The 2,810-nt window shown below is 39.6% G+C and carries 1 protein-coding gene; it reads left to right on the plus strand.

Annotation, left to right across the window (positions count from 1 at the left end; all coding sequences use genetic code 11):
* Positions 1–242 precede the first annotated feature (242 nt).
* Positions 243–2,810, plus strand: a 2,568-nt coding sequence (locus ACFING_RS09510) for an autotransporter outer membrane beta-barrel domain-containing protein (RefSeq protein ID WP_375630701.1), incomplete at its 3' end; no start/stop codon positions are given.

Consider the following 2,810-nt stretch of genomic DNA (forward strand, 5'->3'; position numbering starts at 1 on the left):
TCTCACAATATTTCTCTGAATAATAATATTCAAAATTATAATTCTTTAAATAAAATCCATTATAAATACATTTTGTATTAGACATAATTAATATCAATTATTTTTTAATTTTGACAAAAAACCAAAAATGTCTTACCAAATAAAGACAATTACTGAAATTAATAACAACTATCCATTTTCACTTCTTCTTATGAAGTTCGCGGGGAAATGAATATTTGGGGGCTCTCATAAGGAGAATACTAGTGTATAAAACATCCCTTTTATCATGCACAGCTGCAGCCGCTATCATCCTGTTCAACATCCAGTTCAGTGCACATGCTGAAACCCTCGTAGTTTCTGAGGAAAAACAACAAGAAGTATCCGATAAAACCTACGAAACTATTCACGCAAAAGACGGTGGCAAAATCATTGGCAAGAATTTAACGATAAACCACCCAGTCCATTACGATATATACGCTGTAACAGCTGAAGGTGTTAACAGTGTAATTGAATTACAGGATAGTAGAATTATCCCAAAACTTGATTCTGAGATTTTCCGCGGTCTTGAAGCCAAAGACGGAGCTACAATCAAAATGATTGGAGGTTCCATTGCAGCTGCCTCTGTTGGCGCTTCTTTTAATAACACGAATAGCAGCGAAAACATGCTAAAAGATGTGGTGATATCAGACTTAGATAAAGATGGACTGCAATTACTCTCAGGAATAGTTACCAAGGGAAGCACGCTCACCTTAAAAAATGTAACTGTTATGCATGCAGCGAACGCTCTAACGGCAGATGATCACTCGACAATAACAGTCTCTGGAGGATCATTTGATGGAGAACTCGATGGAATATATGCTTCAAATGGCAGCACGGTTACTATCGACAACAAGACTGAGATTACAACATCCAGTGCTTATGGACTCCATGCTGATGGTGCACAATCCAAGATCACAATGACTGGAGGGACAGTAAGCGGTTGGGGTATAGGCACATTGTTTGCCGAAAACGGCGGACATATTCATGTCAATGGTATTACTATAACATCGACAGATGGCACTGGAACTGGTGTACTGGCCGATGCCTCTGGAAGCATAATTGAATTACATAATACAACGATTAAGGATGTTTCAACAGGGCTTATGGCATACAAAAAAGCTACAATCAAGATGACTGGAGGTTCTATTACGGCTATTGCAATGGGTGCTCTCTTCGGCGACGAAAACAGCGAAGAAAATAAGCTAGAAAATGTGAAAATATCAAGTGGTAAAGACGATGACCAACAACTCTTAGGGGTAATGTCCACCCATAACAACAAACTTACTTTAAAAAATGTAACAGTTACTCAAGCCAATATAGGCATAGCCTCCGCTGTTAATTCTCAAATAAACGTATCAGGGGGAGAATTTAATGTAAAAACCTCAGGGGTATCTGCTGAGAGTGGCGGCACCATTATCATAAAAGACAATGCTAAAATTAACGCATCTGATGGTAGTGGACTCCATGCAAGCGGTCCACAATCCCAAATCACAATGACAGGCGGAACAGTATTTGGAAAACAAGCTGCATTGTATACAGAAAACGGTGGACATATCGATGTCAAGGATATTTCTGCAACAGCACAAATCGGTGGTTTGCAAATCATGTCTCTCTTCTACACAGATCAAAATTATCCGCAAAAACGTCAAAGCAATGAAATCAATGTGACTAATGCAGATATCCACGTAGAAAATGGTGCTGGAATTCTTATCGGAGCTTTCACTGACAACGATATCGAAAACAATGCAGACCTATCAATTGGTACAGCCAATATCAAAAATTCAGAAATCCATGCCGATGTTTTATTAGGAAAAGGCGTTTATTGGAAAGACAAAGAGCTTTGGGACTATGTCGGTGCAAACGCCATCTCCAATGGCACCTTCACCTTAAGCGCTGATCAGTCTACTTTAGAAGGCAGAGCGAATATTGCTAAAGACAGAAATGTACGTTTTGATCTGAAAAACAATACAAAATGGACGTTGAAAATTAGCAAAAACGAAAAAGATGCTGATAGCAATCTCCTTGATATCGCTCAAAGATCTCGTTCTGATGTTTCTGTGCTTAATCTCGATAACAGCTCCATTATCTTTAATAGACCAACAGAAGATCATTACCAAACATTGCATATAGGTTCTGGTAAACCAGACACGCAAGAAGTCTACAATGCAACGGGTGATGCAAAGATTTACTTCAACGCACAATGGAGTGATGGAGCACCCATCGCCGATCAAAAAACCGATAGGCTTTTGATCCATGGGGATGTCTCTGGCAACACATCAGTTTATGTTTCAGGACGCGTAGAAAAGAACAGTAGTCAAGCAAATATCTCTGCTGCTCCTAATGTACGGGGGCTTTCACTCATTCAAGTTTCTGGAAAAGCAACTGAAAACTCTTTCAAACTGGTAAATGGCTATACCACAAGAGGTGGCTTACCGGATATGTATACACTACGTGCCTATGGACCAGACTCAAGCCAAGGAAAAGCCGATATTGCGCAAAACCTCTTTGATGAAAAGAATGAAAATTTCTGGGATTTCCGTTTGCAACCCGAACTGCTTGGCTCCAATTCTGGTTCAAATCCTGATCCTGAAACAAATATCCCTACCGTTGCTCCTGTACCACAAACAGCAAGCTATTTGGTTATGCCAAATGCTCTCTTCTACAGTGGATTAACCGATATGGCTAAACAAAACGCACTCTTAGCCAATATCAGAGCATCTGTCTTAGGAAAAGAAGAGGAAAAACAAACCGGTTTCTTCCTCTATACTTACGGAAACACAGGAACCTTATCT

Source organism: Bartonella sp. AP150HLJHH, assembly GCF_042196385.1.
Classification (GTDB): domain Bacteria; phylum Pseudomonadota; class Alphaproteobacteria; order Rhizobiales; family Rhizobiaceae; genus Bartonella.